At 72.2% G+C, this 20150-nt stretch carries 15 protein-coding genes and 1 riboswitch; of the genes, 6 read left to right on the forward strand and 9 right to left on the reverse strand.

Features of this window, described 5'->3' with window-relative positions; all coding sequences use genetic code 11:
* Positions 1 to 58: 58 nt before the first annotated feature.
* The 4 genes from BIV04_RS11340 to BIV04_RS11355 all read right to left on the reverse strand — a co-directional run bounded on the left by BIV04_RS11340 (position 59) and on the right by BIV04_RS11355 (position 2597).
* Entirely contained in the window at positions 59 to 295 is a 237-nt protein-coding gene (locus BIV04_RS11340; RefSeq protein WP_071256377.1) for a hypothetical protein, read from the reverse strand.
* Between the two features lie 302 nt (positions 296 to 597).
* The gene (locus BIV04_RS11345; protein ID WP_143048679.1) at positions 598 to 1716 is read right to left on the reverse strand and encodes an Imm26 family immunity protein; all 1119 of its coding nucleotides are present in this window, start codon (positions 1714 to 1716) and stop codon (positions 598 to 600) included.
* Between the two features lie 51 nt (positions 1717 to 1767).
* On the reverse strand, positions 1768 to 2178 hold the full coding sequence (locus BIV04_RS11350; RefSeq protein WP_071256379.1) for a hypothetical protein: 411 nt from the start codon (positions 2176 to 2178) through the stop codon (positions 1768 to 1770).
* A gap of 137 nt (positions 2179 to 2315) precedes the next feature.
* Positions 2316 to 2597: a hypothetical protein gene (locus BIV04_RS11355; protein ID WP_054147110.1), complete on the reverse strand. Its 282-nt coding sequence runs from the start codon at positions 2595 to 2597 to the stop codon at positions 2316 to 2318.
* Between the two features lie 161 nt (positions 2598 to 2758).
* On the opposite strand from BIV04_RS11355, the gene BIV04_RS11360 reads away from it, so the two are divergent.
* From BIV04_RS11360 to BIV04_RS11370, 3 genes are all read left to right on the forward strand, one after another.
* Positions 2759 to 5584: a hypothetical protein gene (locus BIV04_RS11360; protein WP_083396378.1), complete on the forward strand. Its 2826-nt coding sequence runs from the start codon at positions 2759 to 2761 to the stop codon at positions 5582 to 5584.
* Positions 5581 to 6990 carry an ABC transporter substrate-binding protein gene (locus tag BIV04_RS11365; protein WP_083396379.1) on the forward strand — a complete coding sequence of 470 codons (1410 nt, stop codon included), beginning with the start codon at positions 5581 to 5583 and terminating at the stop codon, positions 6988 to 6990. The genes BIV04_RS11360 and BIV04_RS11365 overlap by 4 nt, the downstream gene beginning before the upstream one ends.
* Positions 6991 to 7066: 76 nt before the next feature.
* Positions 7067 to 11470: an FtsK/SpoIIIE domain-containing protein gene (locus BIV04_RS11370; protein ID WP_071256381.1), complete on the forward strand. Its 4404-nt coding sequence runs from the start codon at positions 7067 to 7069 to the stop codon at positions 11468 to 11470.
* A gap of 64 nt (positions 11471 to 11534) precedes the next feature.
* On the opposite strand, the gene BIV04_RS11375 is transcribed toward BIV04_RS11370, so the two are convergent.
* Positions 11535 to 13589, reverse strand: coding sequence for a serine/threonine-protein kinase (locus BIV04_RS11375; protein ID WP_071256382.1), 2055 nt, complete (start codon positions 13587 to 13589; stop codon positions 11535 to 11537).
* Between the two features lie 131 nt (positions 13590 to 13720).
* Here BIV04_RS11375 and BIV04_RS11380 point away from each other — a divergent pair, with 131 nt between their 5' ends.
* The gene (locus BIV04_RS11380) at positions 13721 to 13906 is read left to right on the forward strand and encodes a PspC domain-containing protein (RefSeq protein ID WP_054147120.1); all 186 of its coding nucleotides are present in this window, start codon (positions 13721 to 13723) and stop codon (positions 13904 to 13906) included.
* Positions 13907 to 13957: 51 nt separating this feature from the next.
* On the opposite strand, the gene BIV04_RS11385 is transcribed toward BIV04_RS11380, so the two are convergent.
* Together BIV04_RS11385 and clpS are read right to left on the reverse strand one after the other, a co-directional pair.
* Positions 13958 to 14434 carry a DUF2017 domain-containing protein gene (locus tag BIV04_RS11385; protein ID WP_218141849.1) on the reverse strand — a complete coding sequence of 159 codons (477 nt, stop codon included), beginning with the start codon at positions 14432 to 14434 and terminating at the stop codon, positions 13958 to 13960.
* Positions 14431 to 14736: an ATP-dependent Clp protease adapter ClpS gene (clpS, locus tag BIV04_RS11390; RefSeq protein ID WP_083396380.1), complete on the reverse strand. Its 306-nt coding sequence runs from the start codon at positions 14734 to 14736 to the stop codon at positions 14431 to 14433. The genes BIV04_RS11385 and clpS overlap by 4 nt, the downstream gene beginning before the upstream one ends.
* Positions 14737 to 14796: 60 nt before the next feature.
* Positions 14797 to 14880, forward strand: a riboswitch (ZMP/ZTP riboswitch).
* A gap of 44 nt (positions 14881 to 14924) precedes the next feature.
* On the opposite strand from clpS, the gene glyA reads away from it, so the two are divergent.
* Together glyA and BIV04_RS11400 are read left to right on the forward strand one after the other, a co-directional pair.
* The gene (gene glyA, locus BIV04_RS11395) at positions 14925 to 16229 is read left to right on the forward strand and encodes a serine hydroxymethyltransferase (protein ID WP_071256565.1); all 1305 of its coding nucleotides are present in this window, start codon (positions 14925 to 14927) and stop codon (positions 16227 to 16229) included.
* Complete coding sequence (locus BIV04_RS11400; RefSeq protein ID WP_255364266.1) at positions 16226 to 17227, forward strand: bifunctional methylenetetrahydrofolate dehydrogenase/methenyltetrahydrofolate cyclohydrolase; 1002 nt, start codon at positions 16226 to 16228, stop codon at positions 17225 to 17227. Before glyA ends, BIV04_RS11400 begins: the two co-directional genes overlap by 4 nt.
* Positions 17228 to 17798: 571 nt before the next feature.
* Here the strand turns inward: BIV04_RS11400 and galK are convergent.
* A complete protein-coding gene (galK, locus tag BIV04_RS11405; protein ID WP_071256384.1) occupies positions 17799 to 19004 on the reverse strand; it encodes a galactokinase in 1206 nt (401 codons plus the stop codon).
* Entirely contained in the window at positions 19001 to 20104 is a 1104-nt protein-coding gene (gene galT, locus BIV04_RS11410; RefSeq protein ID WP_071256385.1) for a galactose-1-phosphate uridylyltransferase, read from the reverse strand. The genes galK and galT overlap by 4 nt, the downstream gene beginning before the upstream one ends.
* Positions 20105 to 20150 lie beyond the last annotated feature (46 nt).

Consider the following 20150-nt stretch of genomic DNA (forward strand, 5'->3'; position numbering starts at 1 on the left):
GGCGTTCAGCGTGGTCTTCTTCGGTCAACTGCGCATCCCGATCATTCTGACGCTCGCGTCATGGGCTCGACGTCCTCTGTCGTGCCGCCTGCGTCGCCGCGAGGATCTCGACGCCGAGTGCCGAGTCGAACGGCCACTCGTCGACTACCTGATGCGCCAGGCTCTCGAGGTGTGAGAGAGCCAGGTCGGGGTGGCCCTCGGCGGTCAGCCGCCGAGCCTTCTCCATCGTCCGCTCGGCGTAAGCCCTGCGGTCGTCGTCACGGGACGAAGCCCCCGCGCCGCTGGTCAGCTCCATGGCCTCTCCTTCGTGATGAGCAACGAGTGCAAGGCACGCAGCGTCTCGTCGTCGTTCATCATCCGGTCCGATCAGTTGCCTCGTGGGTGCGCACTCTCGCCTGTCGTCCATCCTGACCTCTACTCCAGAACTCCACGCGACGTCGGGGGCGGGTCACTCGCCGGCGGTGAAGAGGTCTTTCGATGCTCGTCAAGACATCCGCTTGGCGCGCCTTGGGATGTCGTCCACCAAGGCGACGTACTCGCGGGAGCGCTCGACGTCTGGTGTGCCATCTTCGTGGACGGCGACTTCGGCAGGTGGACTCAATCTCGGAAGACGGTGGCTGCGCGCCGGGCGTCGGCGGGGAGCAGCTCGTCGAAGCGATCCTCCCAGGGTGCCTTGCCTGCCAGAGCGCGGACAGCTGCAGCGATTCCCGCCGGGGCTCTCGTCGTCCGGAACTGCAGATCTTCGACTTCTTCGGCTGTCGCAGGCCGGCGACGTTCTTCGGAAAAATCCACCACGAACCACGAGTCTGCATCGCCGATGGTCACCTTGTACGCGGGAAGCCATCTGTCTGCATCGACGGGGGCTGTTCCAACGACCTGCCAACCCATGTCGACGAACAACGTGCTCATCGTCTGACCAGCGAGAACCACGTCGTGCTGAAGCGCTTCCTCAGCGTCGCGTTCGGCCGAGGTCTCGTCAGTTCGGAAGTCGTAGACGACGAAGTAGAAGTTCTTCTTCCTGAGGACGCCGACGACATGCGCCACGTACGCCGTGCCGTCACCCACCGGGATGGTGAACAAGTCACCCTGGGTCAAGTTCACAGCGCGCGTCCTTCCGCATCGTGTGGATTGCTTCTGCCTGAATCCCGTGGCAGATCGCTCAGTCGGGGAACAGGTCGTGCGCAGGGGCAGGGCCTCGATCTCGACGACCGAGGCGAGCCGCCGTCGCCTCGCGTCGAAGCTCTCTTCGTACCACTCGTCGGGAGCCGTGCTCACTCGGTAAGCAGGCAGGTACCGGTTCGGATCGCCGTCGGACCTGCCGATGACATCCCACCGGCCCTCGGTGAAAAGCGTGTCGAGGACGAGAGCGGAGAAGAGTGGGGTGGCTCCCTGCAAACCATCGATGGCTCGATCACGGTCGTCGACCACGACGTCGAAAACGACGACGTAGTTCTGGTTCAGGCCGTGGTCTGCCATGACGTGAGCGAGGTAGTACTTGCCGCCACCAAGAGGGATGGTGAACGCGTCACCGGTGTGCGGACGAGCGGTTTCATTCGATTCCATCGGGACTCCCAATACATCGCGGCTCGCAGCCGACGATCTGGGCTGGGTGTCTTCACACTTCGCGAACACGTCCTCCTTCCAGCCTTGTCCTCTGAGGTTCCCTGCCCGGGGCAAAGCCCTAACGCGCAGGACGACAGCGCCGATGATGAGCACGCGATCCTGGACCAGGATCTCGCTGCCCACCCTCGCGTAGACGTTCGCTCGTCAGGGGATGTGTTTCGCGCGCCTCCGGATGTCATCGACCAGAACGACGTACTCGCGCGAGCGTTCGACGTCCGGTGTGCCGTCTGCGTGGATCAGGTACCGGTCGGCCAGGGTGCCTGAGCCGACGCGGAGGCTGGCGACGATGTCGGTGCCGATGCTTTTCACCTCCGCCTGGTCGGACAGGACCCGGAGGGCCTGAGCGTGATCGCGATAAAGAGCAGCGAATTCGCGTTCGCCGATGGCGTCTACGAGTTCAGCGAAGCGATCGAGCAGGGCGGCCAGCTGGAGGTGTTTCGTCATGTTCATCGGATGGGCCACGAGGTCGTCGGCGGCGGCGTCGAAGGCCTCCGTCAGCGCGTCGGCGGTCGCGTCGTCGAACGGGACCGGCTCGTTGCCGTCCGGATCAGCCACGGTGTTCTCCCCCTCGATACCGTGCCGTGGTCGAACGTCCCCGCCTCCCGAGCGTGTTGCGTCGGGTGGCGGGGACGTCCGGTGATGCTGGTGGTGCGTGGTGCTGGCGGTGTTGCGCGCCGGGTGGTGCTCTCCGGTCAGGCGCCGCCGCCGGCGGAGAAGATGTCCTGCGAGATCTTGTCGAGCTGGGTGCGGAGCTGCTCGAGTTCGGTCTTGGCCTTGTCGAGGGCGGCTTTGGTCTCGGGCCAGGTCGAACCGCGGAAGGTCGCAGCGAGGGGGCCGTCCCAGACGTTGGGGTCGGACAGGATGCGGCCCTGCGCGTCGAGTTGGCTGATCTGGTCGGTGAAACCGCCGTTGATGATGCCCTGCACCTGGTTGATGGCCGTCTTGGCCTGCTCGGTCGAAAGAACGCGTGACATGTGGGACTCCCCTGTGGTTGATGACGCCCCCGCGTGAGACCTCCCCCGGGGGCTCGAACGCGTCCGACAGTACCTCATCTTGGGGGTGCTCGACCGATCAGTCTGTGGAGGGTCTCCAGTAGGGTGGCGGAAGGATTGTCATCACGAGGGGACTGGTCGTCATGACCTGGGGAGCACCACACAAGGGCGCCGTCGCGCGCTCGAACCGAGCGACGCACGGCGTCGTCGCGCCACGGAAGCACGGCCGGGCGTTCGCCCTGGTCGGCGTCGTGGGGGTCGTCGCCGTCGTGGCGACGGGCTGCACCTCGGCCACGCCCGCGGTCGCCACCCCGACCCGCCTCCTGCAGACCGTCGAGACGTCGCTGTCGAGCGACGGATCGATCACCGCCGTCGACAGCACCGCGATCTCGGTCGACGACAGCACCGGCACGTCTTCGTCCGCGACCACCGTGTACACGCCGTCCGACGTCGCCGACGACCTGCCGATCCGCGTCACCACGTCGTACCGCACCGCTGACGGCTCCGGCTCCGACCTGGCCGACCTCGAGGGGCACGACGGCCGGGTCGAGATCGACCTCACCGTCGAGAACCTCACCGTCGCCCCGCAGCAGCTGACCTACGACGCGGCGGGCACTTCGCGCACCGATCCGGCCCTGGTCGGCGCACCGCTCAGCATCGCGGCCTCGACCGTGCTGACCGGGGTCTCGCCGAGTGCCGTCGTGACCGACTCCTCGGCCGGCGGTGCCACGACCGACGGCATCGTCAGCGCCGACGCCTCGGGCGACGCCGTGGTCCAGTGGGGCGCCCTGCTGGCCCCGCCCCGCTCGGGAGCGAGCACGACGCTGCACCTCGTCGTGGACGCCGACGACCTCGCGGCTCCGACCTTCGACCTCGCCGCGCAGGCGGGTCTGTCGACCGATCTCTCGGTCGACGGCGTGCTCGCGTCGGCGTTCGACTCGAGCCCGACCTCCGACCTGGCCCTGCAGCAGCGCACCATCGACCTGGTGTCCGACGTCAACCTCGTGCTCAGCCGCGCCGGCGAGACCATCACCGAGGTGCGCACCAACCTGGTCAGCACGTCCGACACCCTCGGCGTCCGGACGGCCGAGCAACTGCGCGACAGCAGCTCGTCGCTGGCGAGCACCATGCAGGGGCTCACCGGGCAGCTGACGTCGCTCGAGGCCGACCTCGGCTCGACGGTCACGTCGACCCAGTCGACCGTCCGGTCGCAGCTGCAGACGACGGTCGCCAGCGTCGACTCGCTGCTGGGCGACACGACGGCGACGGCCCCGACCGTGACGCTCGACGGCGAGGGGTGCGCGACGGTCGTCGCCCCGCCCGCCCAGGCCTCCAGCGTCTACGGCAGCCTGCTGCAGGTGTCGGCGCAGCTCGACGGATACGCCCAGTCGAACGAGGCCTGCCGCGACGAGGTCGCCGCGGCCCTCGACCGTACGGTGGGCCCGGCCGAGCCCGACCTCGAGTCGTGTGTCGACCAGCAGTCGTTGACCTGCTCGCTGTTCGCGTCGTCGTACCTCGTCACGGACTCCCTCATCGGCCTCGTCGACCAGGGGACCGACCTCGCCGACTCGCTGCAGCCCGAGCTCGCCCAGAACGCCATCGACCGCTACACCGACCTCGAGGCGAACCTGACGGCGATCCAGACCGAGCTCTCCGGCCTCGCCACCGACCCCTCGCGGGCGGACGTGGCGACGTCGTTGGCCGCCCTCGACACGGCCGTCGAGTCGGTCGCGACCGGTGCGGGCACGGTCCGCGGCCAGGTGAGCGACCTGCACGACCGTGCCTCGCGGGCCCGTCAGCAGATCGGCGACGCCGACACGCTCGGCTCGATGCAGGCACAGAACGCCGGGATCGCTGACGAGCTCTGCGAGGTCGTGCGCGCCGACGGTGACGAGACCGGTCTCTCGCTCGACCAGGTCGAGCGCCTGCGGTCGTACCTGACCGATCAGGGCTGCCCGGTCGCCGACGACGGGTCGGGCGAACCCGCTCCCGAGCCCGCCACCCTCCGGCCGCCTTTCCCGTACTCGCAACCGATGGACGCCCGCCTGACGGACCAGGCCGCGGCGTGGGACGCCGTGGTCACCGCGACGGACACCCGCGACACCACGCAGGGGCTCGGCGCCTCGCTGGCGGCCCTCGACGAGCGCGTCCAGACGCTGCGCGACGCGGTGGACGACGTCGACGACGCGGTGGAGGGCAACGACGGCTCGGTCGGCGGCTCGGTCGACCGACTGCGCGCCGAGACCGATGCCGCCCTGACCGACGGAGCGCGCCTCCTCGACCGCCTGAACGACGTCAAGACCCAGCAGGACGCCCTCGCCCAGCAGGTCGAGGACGCGTTCGAGAGCGCCGGCGGCGAGGCCGACGCGCAGGTGAAGGCCGTCGTCGGTCAGCAGGTGCGCGTCGTCTCCGAGCAGGGCGCGATCAGCCGTCAGTCGGTGGTCGACGCGTTCGACCGCTCGATCGCCGGTCTCTCGTCGACGTCCGACGTCGTCGTGGGTGACTCCAAGGCGACGATCGAGCAGCAGCGCGGGGCCCTCGGCGAGCAGACCGCGGGTCTCACCGCGGCCCTCGACCAGCAGACCGCCGCGTCGCTCGAACGCATCGGCCAGAGCACGGCGTCGTCCACCCGCGACGTCGAGGGCGCCCGCACGTTGCTGGCCGCCGACCTCGCCGCCGTGTTGCTCGACCTGGGCGACCGCGAGGTCGACGGCTCGGGCATCCTCGGGGCGATGGCGACGAGCGCCGCGAAGGCCGACACCGCCGACTACCAGCTGGCCCTCGCCTCGAAGAACGCCTCGGGCTATGCCAACGTCCGCGCCGACGACATCGCCGGCATCATGCTGCGCCATGCGCAGTTCACGGCGTCGGTCGAGGCGGCCGCGAGCCTGCCCGCCTTCCACCTCGATGTCCCCTCGGGCGCCACGTCGACCACGCTCTATGCCTTCACGATCGGAGCCACCCGATGAGCCACGCGGCCGACGACGTGACCTCCGAGACGACCACCGACGAGGTCGGCGACACGGCGACGGGCCGTCGGCGCACCCCGCGCCGCACCCTCGTCGCCATCGCGGCCGGGGTCGCCGTGGTTGCCGCCGCCTCGGTGGCCGCCGGGGTCGCCGTCCGCGCCGACCGCGAACCCGAGGCGGCCCCCGTGCCGGCATCGGTGCCCGTCGCGCTGACCGCTTCCGGCCTGCCCGACGACACCCGGCTCGGCGTCGTCCTGACCCTCGGTCAGGGCGAGGGGTCCGAGTGGAACGGTGCCGCCCAGGGGGCCCGGGTCGCCGAGCGCCGCTTCGAGCTGGGCGGCACCGACGTCTCGCTCGTGACCGTCGACGACGGCGGCACGGTCGACGGCGCCCGAGCGGCCGTCGAGTCGCTCGTCGACCAGGGGGTCGCCGGCATCGTCGTCGCCTCCGCGGGGCCGCACGTCTCGGGTGCCCTCGACGCGGCGAGCGATGCCGGCGTGCCCGTCGTGCTGCCCTACGGCGCGTCCGACGAAGCCGACGGCGTCTCGGGCGCCTGGTCGACCTCTCCGTCGCAGGCCACCACCGGGGCGGCCCTCGCCGCGGCCCTGGGCGACGCCCGGAGCACGCTCGTCGTCGACCTCGGGGGCGGCTCACCGGTCGGCGTCGAGGTCGCCCGCGTGCTCACGGCGTCGACGATCGGGGACGACAACGCCGTCGCCGACGAGGTCGCCCGACTGACGGGTTCCGCGGCGCCGCTCGACGACCCCGACGCCACGACCGAGGCTCCCGAGCCCGTCACCGACCCGTCCGACGCCGTGGTGCTCAGCGGCTCGGCCGCGCGTCAGGCAGGCCTCGTCTCGGCGCTGCAGGCCACCGACCTCCGGGTGCCCGTGCTGCTGACCCCCGACGCCACGAGCCCCGCCTTCTCGACGGCGCTGAGCGCAGGCGGCGGCAGCCTGTCGAGCGGCTTCGTCACGGTCGGGGTCGACTCGGACGACGCCGTCGCGCTGCGCTCCGACGCCGCGGGGCGGTCGATGTCGGCCTACCTCGGCGCCGTCCGGGTGCTCGCCTCCGACGACGCGGCGACCAACCTGACCGACGACCAACCCTTCTCGGCGGTCGCCGCCCAGGCCGACTCGCGCAGCCACGACGCCGTCGTGGCCCTGGTCCGTGCCGTCGCGACCGCTGACAGCGTCGACCCCGCCGAGGTGTCCTCCGCCTTGTCGTCGCTCTCGCTCGGAGCGGCCGACGGCGTCGCGGGCCCCGCGCTCGACTTCACCGCGGGCACGGCCGCCGGCGGCGGCGAGCTCGAGGTGCTGCACGCCTCGTCGCAGCCGCTCGGACTGCGACCGACCGCCGACGGCGAGTCGCGCATCGTCTGGTTCGCCGACCCGGCCACGAACTGACACCCCCGCGGGCCGGTCGGCCGACCCGCAGCGCGTCGCCCCGACGCCGCCCCGACCGCACGAGAGGACGACCCGCATGCGCCTGGTGATCGAGCTGGACGACCAGCGGCAGAGCGTCGAGGTCGACCGGTGGCGCGGTGCCGCCACCCTGGCCGAGCTGGTCGAGTCGACCGGGGCCACGGTCGCCGCCGACGGTGACCTCTACGTCGACGGCTCGGCCGTCCCGGTGGCGACGCCGCTGCGCGAGCTCACTCTGCTCGAAGGGTCCCGCGTCGCCCGCACGCCCAGCCGTCGGCCGGCCCGAGTCACCGGCTGGAGCGTCACCCTCGCCGGAGGCCTGACCGTCGGCCCGGTCGTCGAGGTGCCCCGGGGTCGGCCGCTCGTCGTCGGCCGCGCGCCCCAGGCCGACCTCGTACTGCCCACCGCCAGCGCGTCGTGGGAGCACTGCACGATCGAGCTCGACCAGGGCGACCCCGACGCGGGCGACGACGCCGGGGCGGGCGACCGTGCCGCGACCGACGGCGTCCGCATCCGCGACGCGGGCTCGACCAACGGCACCGTGGTCGCCGGCGAACGCGTCGACGCCGACGGCGTGCACGTCGACGAGGCCACCACCGTCCTCGTCGGCGGTGCCGTGCTGATCGTGCGGCCCGAGCTCGCCGAGACGCCCGCCCCGGCACCCGGCGCCCTGCGCAACCTGACCCCCGCCGCGACCGCACCGTTCAACCGTCCGCCCCGCCCCGGTCGCGTGGACGACACCGAGCCGGTGCTCCCGCCGACGCGCAAGGACGTCCCGCCCGCCTCGAAGTTCAGCATCATCACGGTCGCCGCACCGCTGGTGCTGGCCGGGGCGATGGTCCTGCTGCTCGGCGACGCCCGGTTCGCGCTCTTCGCGTTGCTCAGCCCGGTCATGGCGATCGGCATGTGGTTCGAGCAGAAGCAGCGCCGCAAGAAGAACCTCAAGGAAGAAGAGGAGCGCTTCGACGCGGCCGTCGACGACTTCCGCGGCGAGATCGCGACGGCCGCCGCCCACGAGGTGCGGCGTCGACAGGAGCTCGCGCCCGACCCCGCGACCGTCTTGCGTCGCGCCGCCCTGCCCACGACGCAGCTCTGGCAGCGGCGGGCGGCCGACGACGACTTCCTCGCCCTGCACGCCGGCATCGGCGACGTGCCCTGGCGCCCGCAGGTCGACGACCGCGGCGTCTCTAGGCAGGACGAGGCCGTCAAGGAGGCGCTGGCCGCGGGCCGTCTGCCGGCCGCCCCGGTCGTCGTGGACCTGACCGACGCGGGCGTGGTCGGCATCGTCGGCGACCGCGCAGGCGCCCTCGCCCTGGCGCGCAGCCTGCTCGCCCAGGCGACCGTGCACGGCGGCCCCGCCGACCTCACCGTCGGCGTGTTCTGCGACCGCGGTCGTGAGGCCGACTGGGAGTGGGCGTCCTGGCTGCCGCACACCCGCCGCGCCGGCAGCAGCACGGGCGAACGGTGGATGTCGAACCAGCGCGAGGCGAGCGCGTCGATCCTCCGCGGCCTGCGCGAGTCGGTCGACGAGCTGCCGACCCCGGCCCTGCTCGTCGTCCTCGACAGCGAGGTGCTGACCGAGGGGCGCGACGCCCCCGCCCGGTCGCTGCTCGGCCACGGCCGCTCGGTGCCCGGCCTCACGCTGCGTCCGCACGAGCGCCCCCACCGGGTCAGCGGGATCGTGATCGCCACCACCGAGGAGCAGCTGCCGGCCGCCTGCACCTCGGTCATCGTCGTCGGCGAGGACGCCGCCGCGACGGTCCACCGCCCCGAGGACCGCTCGCGCGTGGACGACGTCGTCCTGGCCGGCGTCGCCCTCGCCGACGCCGAGGACTGCGCTCGCCACCTGGCCCACCTCGACGACCCCGAGCTGATCGTGCCCGGTGCCTCGCTGCCCTCCCTCGTGCGCCTGCCCGAGCTGCTCGGCACCGAGGCGGCCGACGCCGCGACCATCCGCACGCTCTGGTCCGAGCCGTCCGGCGTCTCGACGCCGATCGGCTCGGCCGAGACCGGCGTGCTCACCCTCGACCTCGTGAAGGACGGCCCGCACGGCCTCGTCGGCGGTACGACCGGTTCGGGCAAGAGCGAGTTCCTCCGGTCGCTCGTCGCCGGCCTCGCGGCGCGCAACGACCCGACCCGCCTCAACTTCGTCCTGATCGACTTCAAGGGCGGGGCCGCGTTCAAGGCCTGCGAACGCCTGCCGCACACCATCGGCACGATCAGCAACCTCGACGAGCAGCTCGCCGACCGCGCCCTGCGTTCGCTCGAGGCCGAGATGGAGCGCCGCCAGCGCGTCTTCGCCCAGGCGGGCGACGACGTCGACAACCTGGACGCGTACCTGGCGACGCGTCCTGCGGAACCGATGCCGCGCCTCCTGCTGGTGGTCGACGAGTTCGCGATGCTCGCCAAGGACTTCCCCGACGTGCTGACCTCGTTGGTCAGCGTCGCGGCCGTCGGGCGCACGCTCGGCGTGCACATGATCCTCGCCACGCAGCGGCCCGCCGGCGTGGTCAACGACGACATCCTGGCCAACACGAACCTCCGCGTGGCGCTGCGGGTGCAGAGCCGCGAGGACTCGAGCAACGTGATCGGCGTCCCCGCGGCCGCGGGCATCGGCCGGGCCCAGACCGGCCGCGCCTACGTGAAGCTCGGCCAGGACGACATCACGCCGGTGCAGACCGCCCTCGTCACCGGTCGCGCCCAGACGGTCGCGGCCGAGCCGGTCGAGGTGCGTCCGATCGGGACGTTCGGCGTCCCCGACCGGCCGCCCGCGCCTCCGAAGGCCCGGGCGTCCGACGCGAACGACCTCGACCTCCTGATCGACGCGATCGTGAAGGCCGACGCCGAGGCGGGCTTCGCGCCGCCGCGCAAGGTCTGGCCGGAGGCGCTGGGCGAGCGAGTCGCGCTGGCCGGCTTCGAGACGGCGCAGGACGGCGCGGGCGCATCCGACGAGCCCGTGTCGGAGACGGCCCCGGCCTCGGCGCCGGTCCTGGCCCCGGCCCCGGTCCCCGTCGTCGGGGGAGTCCGCGGCCCCCTGGTCGCCGCGGCCCTCGTCGACGAGCCCGATCTGCAACGCCAGAGTCCGGCCGGTTGGCGCCTCGACGAGGGCAACCTCATGCTGATGGGCATCGCCGGCAGCGGCACCACGACCACGCTCGCCACGCTCGCCCTGACCACGGCGCTCGAGAGCCCGCCCGACGAGCTCGACCTCTACGTGCTCGACCTCGGCTCGCGCGGGCTCGCCCCGCTGGCCGACCTGCCGCACACCGTCGCCTACGTCGGCACGGGTGCCGGTGCGAAGGAGCAGCAGGCGCGGTTCCTCCGGCACCTGCGCACCGAGCTCGAGCTGCGCCGTGCCGCACCGGGGACGAGGAGGCGCGCGATCGTCCTGCTCGACGGCCTCGCCGCCCTGCGCGACGAGTACCAGGACTACGAGGGCCAGCAGCTGCTCGACGTGCTGTACCGCGTCTACGCGGACGGTCCGGGGCTGGGGCTCTCGTTCGCGGTCTCGACGACGCGCGCCAAGGCCGTGCCGTCGGCCATGGACGAGGTGACCACGCAGAAGTGGCTGTTCCGCCTGGCCGACCAGTACGACTACGCGACGTACGGCATCCGCGGCGGCAGCGTCCCCGCGGCCGTGCCGGGGCGCTGCGTGAGCGCGCTGACCGGTCTGCAGATGCACGTGGCGACGCCCCCGGGCACGCTCGAGCAGGCCGTGGCCCGGGTGCGCGAGCGCTGGGCCGGCACGCCGCAGAAGGCCAACGCCATCGGACAGCTGCCCGACGACGTGCGCGTCGACGAGCTCGACGTCGCCCCCGACTTCTCGGGCGAGCCGTGGCTGCTGCCGATCGGCCTCGGCGAGGACGACCTCACGCCCGCGACGCTCGAGGTCTACGAGGGCGAGCACGTCCTCGTCGCCGGGCCCGCGCGGTCGGGCAAGTCGACCGTGTTGTGCGCCCTCGCCGAGTCGATCCGGTCGCTGCCGGGGGGCTCGGCCGCAGGTTCGCCGGGTGGCCGGCCCGCACTCTGGGCCATCGTCGACCGACGCTCGCCGCTGGCCTCGGCAGACCTCGATCGGGTCGCCGTCGGAGCCGACGAGGTGCCGGCCCTCCTCGCCTCGCTGCGCCTCGAACGCGGCCCCGTCGTGCTGTTGATCGACGACGCCGAGCGCTTCGACGACACCGATCAGGCGATCGCGTCGCTGCTGTCGTCGAACCGGTCGAAGCTCACGGTGATCGCCGCCGGGCGCTCGGCCGACCTGCGCACCCTCTACAGCCACTGGACGAAGACCGTCCGCAAGGCTCGCTGCGGTGTGCTGCTGCAGCCCGACGTCGACTACGACGGCGAGCTGCTCGGCGTGACGCTGCCGCGGCGCGCGCCCGTCGCCCTCACGACGGGACGCGGCTACGCCTGCGTCGGAGGCGCGGTGCGGCTCGTGCAGACCATCAGCCCCAGCGTCTGACGGGCGCCGGCGCCCGTGGCTCGGAGGTTCGCCGCGCCGTCGTTCGTCGGGTGGGCCCCGCGGATCACTCGCGGGTCGTGATGCCGAACGTCGGGCTCTCGAGGTTCGTGAAGTTGCCGACCGTCGCGCGCAGCACGCATTGCGGGGCGACCGACAACGCGGTGACGACCAGGCCGTCGGACGAGACGGCCAGGGCTCCCGAGCAGCCGTCCGAGAACCGGACGCCGCTCTCGCCGCCGGCCACGTCGGTCAGCATCGTGGACGGCGACCCCGTGCTCGGGCTCGCGTAGAGCGGGTTGAGCTGGTCGGGGCCGCTCGGCCACACCGGCAGCAGGGTGACGGGCAACGTCGTCTGGCTGACCGTGCGCGACGGGGTCGACACCTGCACGTCGACCAGGCGCTGCACCGGGTAGGCCGTCCCGGTCACGGCCGGGTCGGAGACGGCGTCGGCCGTGGCCGTCGAGGCCGTCTGCAGCCACTCGTCGAGCGCGGCGGCGTCGGTGAGCTCGAGCGGCACCGTCGCCTCGACCTCGACCCGACCGCCCGCGGGCACCTCGACGTCGGACAACGTCCAGCCGCAGGCCACCGTCAACCCCGTCAGCGACGGTTGGTTGCGCGCGCCCGACACCGTGCCCGAGGGCGCGCGCCAGTCGACCGGCGGACAGCTGTCGCCCTCGGTCGCCCCCGGCACGACCTCGAGCAGCGGTCCGCTCAGCGGCGCGGCCTGCGCCGAGTAGGTCACGGTGAGCGTCACCGTCCCGGCGTCGGGATCGGAGGTCGCCGTCCGGCTGACCCCGAGACCGCTCGGCAGGGCGGGGTCCTGTTGGTTCGACCGGGCCGCCTCGGCGCCGGGCCCACCGTCCGGCTTCGGGGCCGACGAGCCGGGCACCAGCACGACGAGCGCGACGACGAGGGCGGCGGCCACCACGATGCCACCGGCACCCCACGCCGCGACGCGGTTGGTCAGCCACTCCGGGCGGTGCCGCAGCAGGGCCTCGACCCGGGTCGTCGGGGGAGCCTCCGTGACCGGAGCGGGGGCGACGACCGGGCGGCGGAGGGGCCGCACGACGGTCGCCGAGCCGTCCGTGCCCAGGTCGGGGCGCGCCTCCTGGTCCGCGGCTTCGCCGTCGCGGGGTGCGTGGTCGTCTCGACCCGCGCCTCCGTCGGGGGAGTCCGGGCCGGTTCCGGCGACGGAGCCGGCCGCGGCACCACGCACGATCGTGGCCGGTCGCTCGATCTCGTCGAAGCCGTCCGGGGCGGTCGCCCGGGGGAGGGCGGCCAGACCCGCATGGGCCTTCGTCAGCCGACGGAGGCGCGCGGCGGCGACCGGGGCGGCCGGTCGGGCGGACGGGTCCTTCGCGAGCATCGCCTCGACCGCGGCCCAGACGTCGTCGGGCACGTCGATGCGGGGCGGGCTCGAGGTCACGTGCCGGTAGGCGATCGAGAAGTCGGTGCCGGGGCCGGCGAAGGGCGTGCGGCCGGCGAGCAGCTCGTAGAGCATCACCCCGGTCGCGTACACGTCGCCCGCGGGCCCGGATCGACCGGTGCTGATCAGCTCGGGGGCCATGTACTGCGGGGTGCCGAGCAGCCCCGTCGTCTGGCGGTCGCGCTCGCCGACCACCGAGGCGATGCCGAAGTCGGTCACGCGCACCGCACCGGTCAGCCCGGGGCGCCAGGTCTCGGCGAGCAGCACGTTGTCGGGCTTGACGTCGCGGTGCGAGACGTCGAGGGCGTGGGCCGCGGCGAGGGCGTCGAGCACCTCGGCGGCGACGGTGAGGGCGTCGGCGGCGGCGAGGGGGCCGTCGGCCGCGACCACGTCGCCGACCGAGCCGCCGGGCACGAGGTCCATGACGATGGCCAGGCGCTCGCCTTCGACCACGAGGTCGCGGACGCGCACGATGCCGGGATGGCGCAGCGAGACGAGCACGGAGCGTTCCCGCACGAAGCGTTCGACCAGGCCGGGATCGGCCGCGTGCTCGGGCTTGAGCAGCTTGGCGGCGACCTCGTCGTCGTCGGGGGCGACCGTCGCGCGCCAGACCTCGCCGGCGGCGCCCGACCCGATCAGCTCGACCAGACGGTACGACGCGCCGAGGGCGTCACCGGACCGCGACTGCGCCACTGCTTCCCCTTGTCTCGACACGACGACGGGGCCGACCTGTCTGCCCCCGGCATCATCCTAGGGCGGCGGCCGCGAGCCGTCCGGCCGCGGCTCCCGGGCGTCGGGCAGGCGTGGCTGGCATGCTCGGGGGCATGGCCTCCCTCACTCGTCCCCGCCGCGGCAAGATCATCGCCGGAGTCTGCGCCGCCCTCGCGAACCGCTTCGGCATCAGCGCCTTCCTGGTGCGGCTGATCTTCGTGCTGTCGATCATCCTGCCCGGGCCGCAGGTGCTCGTGTACCTCGTGCTCTGGGTCGTGTTCCCGAAGGAGAACCGCTAGCCCCTCGCGACTCGCGGTGTCGCGTCGCGCGTCCGACGGCAGGGCGCCGGGTCAGCCCTTGGGCAGGGACCGCAGCAGCGCCTCCTGCAGGTAGCCCAGCCAGTCGAAGACGTGGCCCATCGCCTGCACCTGCTGGTCGTCGCTCGCGGGGACGCCGTCACCCGTGACCCCGAGGCGCTCGCCGAGGGTCAGGCGCAGATCGTTCAGGGTGCGCAGCCACGACTGTTGCGCGACACGGTCGAGCGTCGAGCCCGGTTCGCCGAGCACCGCCAGCACCGCGCGGCCGTTCTCGAGCTTGCGCCGTGTCAGGTCGTCGGCCGTGAACCGTCGGAACTCGGCGGCCGCCTCGGCGTCGTCGCGGTACGCCGCCGGCAGGAGGCGCGCCAGGGCCGGATCGCGCTCGTCACCGTTCTCGAGCAGCGACACCAGTTGGCCGACCAGGTCGGTGAGCAGCGCCCGCTCGTCGGCGTCGAGCCGCACGCGGATCTCGTCGCCGCCCCGCGGGCGGACGAACGGCACGAGCGTCACGCCTCGTCCTCTTTGCTCAGGGTCGCCCAGAGGCCGTAGTCGTGCATCGCCTCGACGTGGCGTTCCATCTCTTCGCGGTTGCCCGTGGCGACGACCGCACGGCCCTCGGTGTGCACGCGCATCATCAGGCGCTTCGCCTCGGCCCGGCCGAAGCCGAAGTAGGTCTCGAAGACGTGGGTGACGTAGGTCATCAGGTTGACCGGGTCGTCCCAGACGAGCGTCACCCAGGGGGTGTCGGGCGAGGTCAGGAGGCGCGGGTCGGCCTCCGTTCCCGTGCGGGTGTCGTCGAGGGTGAGGCTCACCCGTCCAGGGTGTCACACGGTCGCCGAGCGGGTTCCCGCTCGGAGGTCGTCTTGTTATGCTGGGCGGGTCGCGACTGGCGTTCAGATGGTCACCATCGGGGAGCGACTGACACACGAGCGTGGCCGTACGCCTGGGCCACGACATCCGACCCCCGTCCGTCCCGTGTGCCAAGGAGTCCTCCGTGACCATCTCCGACCAGACCGCCGCTTCGTCCGCCGAGTCGACCGACCGCCAGCCGTCGACCTTCAACCAGCCGCTCTCGGTCGTCGACCCCGAGATCGCCGCCGTCCTCGAGCAAGAGCTCGGGCGCCAGCGCGACTACCTCGAGATGATCGCGTCCGAGAACTTCGTGCCGCGAGCCGTCCTCGAGTCGCAGGGCTCGGTGCTGACCAACAAATACGCCGAGGGCTACCCGGGTCGCCGCTACTACGGCGGCTGCGAGTTCGTCGACGTCGCCGAGAACCTCGCCATCGAGCGCGCCAAGTCGCTGTTCGGCGCCGACTTCGCCAACGTGCAGCCCCACTCGGGCGCCCAGGCGAACGCCGCCGTGCTCGCCGCGATCGCCGACATCGGCGACACGATCCTCGGCCTCGAGCTGTCGCACGGCGGTCACCTGACCCACGGCATGAAGCTCAACTTCTCGGGCAAGATGTACAAGGCCGTGGCCTACGAGGTCGACCCCGAGACCTACCTGATCGACATGGACGTGGTCCGTCGCCAGGCGATCGAGCACCAGCCCAAGGTCATCATCGCCGGCTGGTCGGCCTACCCCCGTCAGCTCGACTTCGCGGCCTTCCGCGCCATCGCCGACGAGGTGGGCGCCTACCTCTGGGTCGACATGGCGCACTTCGCCGGCCTCGTCGCCGCGGGACTGCACCCGTCGCCCCTGCCGCACGCGCACGTCGTCTCGTCGACGGTGCACAAGACCCTCGCGGGTCCTCGCTCGGGCGTGATCCTCTCGAACCACGAGCCGCTGTTCAAGAAGCTCAACTCGGCCGTGTTCCCCGGTCAGCAGGGCGGCCCGCTGATGCACGTCATCGCGGCCAAGGCGACGGCGTTCAAGCTCGCCGCCGAGCCCGAGTTCAAGGACCGTCAAGAGCGCACCATCCGCGGCGCCCAGGCTCTGGCCGCCCGTCTGACGGCCGCCGACGCCAAGGCCGCCGGGGTCGACGTGCTCACCGGTGGCACGGACGTGCACCTGGTGCTCGTCGACCTGCGCGCCAGCGAGGTCGACGGCAAGCAGGCCGAGAACCTGCTGCACGACGTCGGCATCACGGTGAACCGCAACTCGGTGCCGTGGGACCCTCGCCCGCCGATGGTCACCTCGGGCGTGCGCATCGGCACGTCGGCGCTCGCCACCCGCGGCTTCTCGGACGACGAGTTCGCCGAGGTCGCCGACATCATCGCGCTCACGCTGATGCCGTCGCCCGACATCGAGGCCCTCGCGGCCCGTGTCAAGGCGCTGACCGACGCGTTCCCGCTCTACGCGTGAGCGCTGACGTCACGGCCGGGACTCCGATGGGCGTCGAGGTCGAGGCGGGCGTCGGGGTCGAGGCCTCGTCACGGGGTGCGGTGGGCGTCGAGCGCACCCGTTTCGTCGCCGGCGACGACTCGTCCGCGGTGAAGATCGACGGCACGGCTCTGGCGGCCGCCGTCAAGGACGACCTGCGCCTCCGGGTGGACGCCCTGAAGGCCCGCGGCATCGCGCCGGGGCTCGGCACGATCCTGGTCGGGGCGAACCCCGGCTCGTTGTCCTACGTCGCGGGCAAGCACCGTGACTGCGCCGAGGTCGGCATCGAGTCGATCCGCATCGACCTGCCCGACACGGCGACGGAGGCCGAGATCCGTCAGGCCGTCGAGACGATGAACGCCGACCCCGCGGTCACCGCGTTCATCATCCAGCTGCCGCTGCCCGCCGGGATCGATCCCACGGCGATGCTCGAGTTGATGGACCCGGCCAAGGACGCCGACGGTCTGCACCCGGTCAACCTCGGCGAGCTCGTGCTGGCGGTGCCGGGTGGCAAGGGCTCGATCGACACGCCCCTGCCGTGCACGCCGCGCGGAATCGTCGAGATGTTGAGCGCCTACGACATCCCGATCGCCGGGACGCACGTCACGATCATCGGGCAAGGGCTGACCGTCGGGCGCCCGCTCGGACTTTTGCTGACCCGCCTCGAGGCGACGGCGACGCTGACGCACTCGCGGACGGTCGACGTGGCCGCCGAGGTGCGCCGGGCCGACATCGTCGTGGCCGCCGCGGGTGTCGCCGGGCTCGTCAAGCCGGACTGGGTGAAGCCCGGGGCCGCCGTGATCGACGTCGGCATCACCCGTGTGCTGAACGAAGAGACCGGCAAGTACAAGCTCCGCGGAGACGTCGACCCCGCGGTCGCCGCGGTGGCGGGCTTCCAGTCGCCCGTGCCGGGTGGGGTCGGACCGATGACCCGGGCAATGCTGCTGAAGAACGTGGTCGAGGCCGCCGAGCGCCCCTGACGCCCCCGCTTCACCCACCACGCCTGAAGATGGGCACAGCACCAGGTTTTCCCCTGGTGCTGTGCCCATCTCGTGGTGCGGTGTTCATCCCGTGGTGCGGTTGCAGTCCGCGTAGTGCTGCGTCGAGGTCGTGCCCTCATCCCGCCACGAACTAAACACGCCGCCACCTGATGTCGTGGCGGGGTGTTTACCTCGTGGCGGGGAACGCCGCCGCTGCCCCACCACGCCAGAAGATGGGCACAGCGCCAGGTTTTCCCCTGTTGCTGTGCCCATCGCATGGTGTTGTGGCCGTCTCGTGGTGCTGGGCTCGTCGCGTGGTGCGGTGTTCATCCCGTGGTGCGGTTGGAGTCCGCGTAGTGCTGCGTCGAGGCCGTGCCCTCATCCCGCCACGAACTGAACATGCCGCCACTTGATGTCGTGGCGGGGTGTTTACCTCGTGGCGGGGAACGCCGCCGCTGCCCCACCACGCCAGAAGATGGGCACAGCGCCAAGTTTTCCCGTGGTGCTGTGCCCATCTCGTGGTGCGGTGGCCGTCTCGTGGTGCGGTGCCCGTCTCGGGGGCAGCGTCGCGTCAGGCGTCGCGGCGGGCGCCCTCGGCGGCGTGCACGGTGAACACGGTCGGAGCCGTGTAGCCGGCCTCGGCGAAGGCGGCGACGATCGCGGCCTCGACGTCGGCACGGGCTTCGGTGGGGACGAGCGCGATGGCCGACCCGCCGAAACCGCCACCCGTCATGCGGGCGCCGACGGCACCGGTGGCCTGGGCGGTGGCGACGGCCAGGTCGAGCTCGGGCACCGAGATCTCGAAGTCGTCGCGCATCGAGACGTGCGAGGCGTCGAGCAGGTGGCCGATCGAGCGCGGGCCGTCGGTGCGCAACGTGCGGACGGTATCGAGCACGCGCTGGTTCTCGGTGACGACGTGGCGGACGCGACGGAAGGTCTCGTCGTCGAGCAGCTCTTCGGCCCGACCGAGGTCGTCGGCGTCGAGGTCGCGCAGGGAGTCGACGCCGAGGGTGGCGGCGCCCTTCTCGCACGACGTGCGGCGCTCGACGTAGCCGCCGGTGGCGTGCGCGTGTTCGACGTGGGTGTCGACGACGAGCACCTCGAGGCCGGCGGCGGCGAAGCCGAGGTCGACGACGTCGGCGTCGAGGCTGCGGCAGTCGAGGAACACCCCTGAGTCGGCCTTGCCGAGCAGTGACGCGGACTGGTCCATGATGCCCGTCGGGGCGCCGACGACCTCGTTCTCGGCGAGTTGTCCGACCGCGGCCAGGGCCGAGCGGTTGACGTCGAGCGACCAGAGCTCGGCGAAGGCCACGGCCACCGAGCACTCGAGTGCGGCGGACGACGAGAGTCCGGCACCGACGGGCACCTCGGACTCGACGAACAGGTCGAGGCCCGGGACGCCCGACAGGTCGATGGTCGAGAGGTCGCCCCCGGCCGCGGCGAACGCGGGGGAGTCGGCCCGGTCGGGCGCGACCGACAACGCCCAGGCGATGCCGAGGGCGTAGGCCGACCAGCCCGACATCGAGGCCGGGTCGAGGTCGTCGAGCGACACCTCGTGCACGCCGCCCTCGAACGACGAGGCCACGCGCAGCAGGCGGTCGTCACGGCGGCCGACCGTGACGGTGGTGCGACGGTCGATGGCGAAAGGCAGCACGAAGCCGTCGTTGTAGTCGGTGTGCTCGCCGATGAGGTTCACGCGGCCAGGGGCGGACCAGCGTCCGGCGACCTCGGTGTCGAAGACCTCGCGGAAGCCCTGGGGAGTGGTGGTGTCGGTCATGAGCGCTCGATCGCCTCTCGGATTCGGTCGGCCTGCACCTCGGGGACGAGGTCGCCCACCCAGGCTCCCATCGCCGCCTCGGAGCCTGCCAGGAACTTCAACTTGCTCTCGGCCCGACGAGGCGAGGTGATCTGCAGCATCAGGCGGACGGTGTCGCGGCCGACGCCGACGGGGGCCTGGTGCCAGGCGGCGATGTAGGGCGTCGGGTCGTCGTACAGGCCGTCGACACCGCGCAGGAGGCGCCGGTACATGACCGCGAGCTCGTCGCGTTCGTCGTCGGTCAGCGCCGCGAAGTCGGGGGCGTGGCGGTGCGGCAGCAGGTGGATCTCGATAGGCCAGCGCGCGGCGAACGGCACGAAGGCCGTGAAGTGCTCGCCCGCGAGGACGACGCGCGGGCCGGAGCGTTCGCGGTCGAGCAGGTCGGCGAACAGGGTCGGGCCGTACGTCTCGATGCTGTCGAGCAGTCGGGTCGTGCGCGGTGTGACGTAGGGGTAGGCGTAGATCTGGCCGTGCGGGTGGTGCAGGGTGACGCCGATGGCCTGGCCGCGGTTCTCGAACGGGAACACCTGCTGGATGCCGGGCAGGGCCGACAGGGCGGCCGTGCGGTCGGCCCAGGCCTCGACCACCGTGCGGGCGCGCGACTCGCTCAGGTCGGCGAACGACCCGTGGGTCTCGGGGCTGAAGCAGACGACCTCGCACCGGCCGACGCTGCGGAGGGTGCGTTCGAGGCCGATGCGGGTCAGGTCGTCGAGACCCTCGGGAGCGTCGTCGCTCTCGAGCAGCGGCCCGAACGACGGCGAACGGTTCTCGAAGACGGCGACGTCGTAGACGTCGGGGATCTCGGACGGGTTCGTCTCGCTGGCCGGCGCCAGCGGGTCGAGCTCGGCCGGGGGCAGGAACACGCGGTTCTGCCGCGACGCGGCGATCGAGACCCACTCGCCGGTGAGGACGTCCTGTCGCATGGTCGCCGTGCCGGGACGCGGGTCGAGCGTACGGGCGTCGACGCGTCGCTCGGCCGTGAGCGTGGTGTCGGCGTCGTCGAAGTAGATGAGTTCGCGACCGTCGGACAGGACCGTCGCACGTTTCGTGATGGACGACATCGCGCCTCCTTCTGTTCGGGGCACTCGCGACCACGATTTGCAGTTG

The organism is Frigoribacterium sp. MCBA15_019 (assembly GCF_001864945.1).
Lineage (GTDB): Bacteria > Actinomycetota > Actinomycetes > Actinomycetales > Microbacteriaceae > Frigoribacterium.

Bases quoted from the DNA above. Each gene is read 5' to 3' on its own strand.
- BIV04_RS11340 (WP_071256377.1), bottom strand. From the start codon at position 295: ATGGAGCTGACCAGCGGCGCGGGGGCTTCGTCCCGTGACGACGACCGC.
- BIV04_RS11355 (WP_054147110.1), bottom strand. From the start codon at position 2,597: ATGTCACGCGTTCTTTCGACCGAGCAGGCCAAGACGGCCATCAACCAG.
- BIV04_RS11360 (WP_083396378.1), top strand. From the start codon at position 2,759: ATGACCTGGGGAGCACCACACAAGGGCGCCGTCGCGCGCTCGAACCGA.
- BIV04_RS11365 (WP_083396379.1), top strand. From the start codon at position 5,581: ATGAGCCACGCGGCCGACGACGTGACCTCCGAGACGACCACCGACGAG.
- BIV04_RS11370 (WP_071256381.1), top strand. From the start codon at position 7,067: ATGCGCCTGGTGATCGAGCTGGACGACCAGCGGCAGAGCGTCGAGGTC.
- BIV04_RS11380 (WP_054147120.1), top strand. From the start codon at position 13,721: ATGGCCTCCCTCACTCGTCCCCGCCGCGGCAAGATCATCGCCGGAGTC.
- galK (WP_071256384.1), bottom strand. From the start codon at position 19,004: ATGACCGACACCACCACTCCCCAGGGCTTCCGCGAGGTCTTCGACACC.
- galT (WP_071256385.1), bottom strand. From the start codon at position 20,104: ATGTCGTCCATCACGAAACGTGCGACGGTCCTGTCCGACGGTCGCGAA.